This window comes from Runella sp. (assembly GCF_027484545.1).
Lineage (GTDB): Bacteria > Bacteroidota > Bacteroidia > Cytophagales > Spirosomataceae > Runella.
This window is the reverse complement of the sequence record NZ_JAIXST010000209.1, coordinates 1-5818: the sequence shown is the minus strand read 5'-3', so window position 1 is coordinate 5818 and position 5818 is coordinate 1. Positions and strand designations below refer to the sequence as shown.

Sequence of the window (5818 nt, the reverse complement as noted above, 5' to 3'; positions counted from 1 at the left end):
GTTGGGCGTCGGTTTTTTTGGGAGCTTGCCTGTCGCTTTCAAGCCAGCTTTGCGCGCCCACAAGCTCCCAAAAAAACAGCACAAAAGCAAGGAACGGTAGGAGTTTTTTCCGTGCAACGTGTTATTAGACGAAAAATCGCTTCACTACAACAGGTTGATTCACAGGTGGTTTTCGTGCATTGATTAACACTTTGAGGTTTTAAGTTGTTCTATTGTACAAGAAAATTTGAATTGTGCCTATATTCGCAAATAATTTTTTATTTATTTATCCAATGGTAGTAAACCATCCTGAGTTCAAGCAAAAAGTGATTCAGAAATGGAATATAGCAGGCTACCCCAATTACTTTTTTTGGGAAGATAAGTAGTTGTATCGCATAGATTCACGTGATTGTATCCACCAAAATAAACGCATCCGCAAAGGTTATTCGCAAGGCTATGTTCTTAAAAGCAGGTTTTTCAGTTTAGACCGTCTTCGTACCATGTTGGTCCGCTGTACTTCTTCGTGGTCAAACAACGACCTATTCGTGTTCCATTCATCATTTTTGTTGGAATTCTTCCACGACAGAAAAGGATTAGTCAGTAGATTTTGCCCTTTCAAAGGCTTATAACCCTTGTTGTTTACATTACCCAAAACGAAGAAAATGGCGAACTATACCTTACAGATCAATAACAAAAGCTACCGCGTAGATGTCGAAGAAGACACGCCATTGTTGTGGGTGCTTCGCGATCATCTTGGGTTGTTAGGTACCAAGTACGGTTGCGGCATTGCCCAATGCGGAGCGTGTACTGTGCATTTGAATGGTACGGCTGTTCGCTCCTGCGTGTTGCCGGTTTCGGCGGTGGGTACCAAAAAAGTGACTACGATCGAAGGCTTGTCAGTCAATGGTGAGCACCCCGTGCAGAAAGCCTGGTCAGAAGTGGATGTTCCCCAATGCGGCTATTGTCAGGCCGGTCAGATCATGACGGCAGCGGCATTCCTCAGCAAAAACCCCAAGCCTTCTCCCGAGCAGATTGAAGATGCCATGAACGGCAACATCTGCCGTTGCGGAACCTATCACCGTGTCCGCGAAGCCGTTGCCCTCGCCGCCACAAAACGCAAATAATCCAATCATGTCTGCAAAATCAACCAGAAGAGATTTTATCAAGGCTTCGGCTATGGCGGGGGGCGGGCTGTTGCTGAGCTTTCGGTGGACCGAAGCGTCGGCTTCTACGCCCGTTGACAGCGCCTCGGGAGAGGTATCGTTCAACAGTTACCTTTTTATTTCTCCCGATAATGTGATCACCATTTTGTCGCCCAATCCTGAAGTGGGGCAAAACATCAAAACATCATTCCCGATGATTGTGGCCGAGGAATTGGACGCCGATTGGAAGAACGTAAAAGTGGTGCAGGCTAATTTGGATACCCAAAAGTTCAACCGTCAGGCCACGGCGGGAAGCGGTGCGATGCAGCATTCGTGGGACCTACTGCGCAAAGCCGGCGCTACGGCCCGACTCATGCTGATGGAAGCCGCCGCCAAACGTTGGAATGTTTCTTTGGCCACGTTGACCACCGAAAATGGATTTGTTTGGCACAAAGAAACGGGTCGCAAGCTCAACTACGGCGCATTGGCCACCGAAGCGGCGGCGCTGCCGGTACCGACCGAGGTAAAATTCAAAGAGAAAAAAGACTATAAACTGATTGGCAAACCCATTCACAACGTCGATAATGCGGAGATGATTACGGGGAAACCCCTGTATGGCCTGGACATCTACCGCGAAGGGATGTTGTTGGCCATGATCGAACGTCCGCCGTTTGGCACCAAAATAAAATCGGCAGATGTGGCCGCTGCCAAGGCTATGCCCGGCATTGTGGAAGTGATTATTTTTAAAGATAAAGTGGCGGTGTTGGGTAAATCAACGTGGCAGGTAACCAAAGCCCGAAAAGTACTGAAAGTGGAATACGAACCCGACGGCGCGGTAGAAAGTACGACCGACCACGACCGTTTGATGAAACAGCTGCTGGACAAAGCAGACGTCAAACCCTCGCGCAAAGACGGTGATGTAGATGCTGCCTTTAAAACAGCGGCAAAGGTGATTACGCGCGAATACCAAGCGCCTTTTTTGTCCCACGCCTGCATGGAGCCGATGAATTTCTTTGCGCATGTACGCAACGATGGCGTGGAATTGATTGGCCCGGCCCAATTGCCCGAAGATACTCGGAAAAACGTCGCCAAATTATTGGGCGTAGAATTGGAGAAAGTGACGCTGCAAATGACCCGCATGGGCGGCGGATTCGGCCGAAGGCAGCGCTCTGATTATTCGATGGAAGCGGCCGAGCTGTCAAGTATGGTAAAAGCTCCCGTCAAAGTGATGTGGACCCGGGAGGATGATATGCGGGGCGGCCAATACCGTCCGGCGATGCGCTATCGCTTTCAGGCGGCACTGGATGCCGATGGGAATTGGATTGGGTATAGAATGCGCGGGGTAGGTATCAATTCCGGTAACAGCACGCGTCCCGATCATTTTCCAGCGGGAGCCGTGCCGAATTTTCTGGTGGATTCCATCGACCATAAATCACCGGTGACGACGAGCCCGTGGCGGGCACCTTCCGAGAATTTTCTGGGATTTGCCGAGCAGTCTTTTTTTGACGAAATCGCCACCGCTGCCCACCGCGACCCCATCGAATACCGATTGGCGTACCTTGACAAAGCCAAAAAATCGCCCGTGGGAGCGGTGAAATATGATATTGACCGTATGCGAGGCGTCATTGAATTAGTGGCGGAAAAATCGGGTTGGGGCAAAAACAAAAAGGTGTTCCAAGGGTTCAGCGCCTATTTTTCGCACGGCTCGTACATCGCGCAGGTGGCGGAGATTGAAATGCAGCATGGAAATCCGGTATTGCTGAAAATGTACGCGGCGGTAGATTGTGGGGTAGTCGTCAACCTAAGCGGGGCGTATCAACAGGTAAAGGGCGGCATTATCGACGGCTTGGGACACGCGTTGTACGGCGAAGTAACCCTGAAAGATGGCGTACCGGACCAAAAAAACTTTGATACTTACCGCTTGATACGCATGAAGGAAGTACCGGACGTAGAAGTGTATTTTGTGGACAGCGCCATCAACCCAACGGGCTTGGGAGAACCGGCGCTTCCGCCGGCCGCCGCAGCACTGGCCAATGCGTTCTTTAAAGCAACAGGAAAACGTCTTTACAATCAACCTTTCTCGAAGGAAGAGGCGATGAAAGGGGTAAATCTTGGTCAAAGCAGTTAGTCGAGGGTATCCGCTGAAATAACCCTGTGTTACACTAATTCAAGCATACGCACCTCAAAATCAAATATACCGCAACTTCGTTATCACTTCACTTAACTCCATTTCGTTCATGGTCAAAAACCTATACTTCGTTTTCATTGCTTCTGTTTGGGTTGTAACGTCGGCTGTTGGGCAGCATTTTACGCCCAAAAAATTACACGAAGCCACTATTTCCAGCCTGCACACGGCCATGCAAAATGGCAAACTTACCGCCGTTGAGCTTGTGCAGCTTTATCTCGACCGAATCGAAGCCTACGACAAACAAGGGCCGTTTATCAACGCCCTTATTATGGTGAACCCCAAAGCTTTAGCCGAAGCCCGTCGGCTCGATTCGCTCTATAAAGCAACAGGGAAATTTGTGGGGCCGCTCCACGGGATTCCGGTCATCGTGAAAGACAATTACGATACCTACGATATGCCAACGACCAACGGAACGCTGGCCATGAAAAAGTCGATTCCACCCGATGATGCGTTTGTGATTCAAAAAATCAGGCAAGCTGGAGCGATTATTATTGCCAAGTCGAACCTGGCCGAGTTTGCCCAATCTGGCAACTTTTCGGTAAGTTCGATTCTGCCGGGCTATTCGCGGAATCCCTATGATACCCGGCGCACCACGGCAGGATCAAGTGGGGGAACAGCCGCTGCCGTGGCCGCCGACTTTGGTACTATTGGCTTGGGAACAGACACCGGGAGTTCCATTCGGGGACCGGCTGCTCACCAGAGTTTGGTCGGGTTTCGCTGTACGCTTGGGTTAATTAGCCGCGACGGCATTGCTCCCCTCGCCCTTACCAACGACACGGGTGGGCCCATTTGCCGAACGGTGGAAGATGCAGTGCGGGTACTCGAAGTGATTGCGGGCTACGACAAAGCCGACTCCGTAACCCGGCTAAGTGAAGGTAAAATTCCGGCGAGTTATCGGGCTTTTTTAGATAAAAATGGCCTGAAAGGAGCCAGAATTGGGGTTTTTCGGCAGCTTTGTACCCCCGCCAAAGCGGATTCGCAAGTGGTGGCTTTGTTCAATAATGCACTGAATGAGTTGCGGCTTGCTGGGGCTACCATTATCGACTCGGTGCAGGTCATGGAACTCGATACGATCAACAAATCGTTCGATCTGATTCCGCAGCTACGTCGTGATTTCAATAAGTACCTGGCCAACTTAGGCCCCAATGCTCCGCACAAAACGCTCGAATCAATTATCAAATCGAAGGAATATCATCCCTTTCTTGAAAAATTTCTGCTCGATGCCAATGCCGACACACTGGCACCCGAATTGCACAAAGGCTGGCAAAAGAACATGGCCCTCCGCGAGCGATTGCGCCAACTCATGCTCCGGGCCATGGATTCGGCGCGGGTTGATGTGCTGGTGTATCCGTCGTTCAGTTACCCGCCCCGTCTCATTGGCGACCTGAACACACCGTCGGGTACCAACAACAACGCTCTGTCGCCACCCACGGGCTTCCCGGCGTTCACGGTGCCAATGGGCTTTACCTACAACAACTTACCGGCTGGTTTGCAGTTCTTTGGTCGCCCTTTCAGCGAGCCAATGCTCATTAAGTTGTGTTACGCCTACGAACAGGCCACCCATCACAGGCTCCCGCCCGCATCGACCCCACCCTTGCGGAAAAAGAAACGAAAATCGGGCAGCGGTTTGTTGTAACAAGGCTTTTTTATAGAAACTTTTGATAGGGTCTCATCGGAGGTTGGTGTCCGCACCGCACGGGCGGCCCCGCAACCTCTCTTATTGTTGGCGACTCCGCAACTTCAACGTGTTTGGCGGTGAAAACACCACCAAGGGGAAAAATACGACTACCGTAATGTAGGAAAAATCCATTTTGTCACCCCGAACGCTTTCGGGGTCTAAAATCGCTTATTTGGAAGCATCAAAGGCAGCAAATGTGGCATTTTCCGTATTGCAAACACTCTGTTTATGGGAGGGCGTAGTTGCAATTATGATCATCAGGAAGGATAGGGCTGTGGGACACAGCCCACAGGGAGGAAACTTCAGGTAGTTACAGATGTATTTGGTTATTCTTTCCGATGAATTCTCTTATATTTTTTTAAAATGTTTTTTAAATCCATTTTCTTATAATCTTCAGTAAATCTATTTGCTTTCTTTAACTTAACGTTCGGAAATTCATTTTTAAAACTATTAATATCATCAAAAAGATGGTGTTTTACTAATTCAATTATTTGAGTCCCTTTCTTAGTTTTTATTTGGGGGTCATCAACTACAATATTTGTTAAGCCTAATTGAAAAGGTAGCTCACCGTCTAAACATGTGATCACAAAGCAACTTTTACCATCTTGTAATTTGTTGCCAGTTTTGTATTTTTTATCAAACTCCTCACATGAAGTAAAATACTTTTTTTCCAAAGGTAAACAATCATTCCAATAAAGAGGGTTTTCTTTTGTGAAAGGGTGTACGAATAAATGCAGAGCAATACTAAATTAGCCACAAAAAACGATGGACAAACAAAAAGCGACAGAAATTCTACTTTCCAAGTTAGATGAATGGGAAAAAATGCCCAAG

5 protein-coding genes are annotated in these 5818 nt (G+C 48.7%); 4 read left to right on the top strand and 1 reads right to left on the bottom strand.

The genetic code is table 11. The features are described from left to right. The 4 genes from Q0081_RS19490 to Q0081_RS19475 form a co-directional block, all read left to right on the top strand. Positions 1 to 183: hypothetical protein (locus tag Q0081_RS19490; RefSeq protein ID WP_298357181.1), on the top strand; the 183-nt coding region annotated here is incomplete at its 5' end. A gap of 458 nt (positions 184 to 641) precedes the next feature. Next, positions 642 to 1103 (top strand): (2Fe-2S)-binding protein, encoded by a 462-nt coding sequence (locus tag Q0081_RS19485; protein ID WP_298357178.1) that lies wholly within the window; start codon positions 642 to 644, stop codon positions 1101 to 1103. 7 nt (positions 1104 to 1110) lie between these two features. Continuing rightward, a complete protein-coding gene (locus tag Q0081_RS19480; protein WP_298357175.1) occupies positions 1111 to 3249 on the top strand; it encodes a molybdopterin cofactor-binding domain-containing protein in 2139 nt (712 codons plus the stop codon). Positions 3250 to 3358: 109 nt separating this feature from the next. After that, a complete protein-coding gene (locus tag Q0081_RS19475; protein ID WP_298357173.1) occupies positions 3359 to 4945 on the top strand; it encodes an amidase family protein in 1587 nt (528 codons plus the stop codon). Between the two features lie 368 nt (positions 4946 to 5313). On the opposite strand, the gene Q0081_RS19470 is transcribed toward Q0081_RS19475, so the two are convergent. After that, positions 5314 to 5661 (bottom strand): hypothetical protein, encoded by a 348-nt coding sequence (locus tag Q0081_RS19470; protein WP_298357169.1) that lies wholly within the window; start codon positions 5659 to 5661, stop codon positions 5314 to 5316. Positions 5662 to 5818 lie beyond the last annotated feature (157 nt).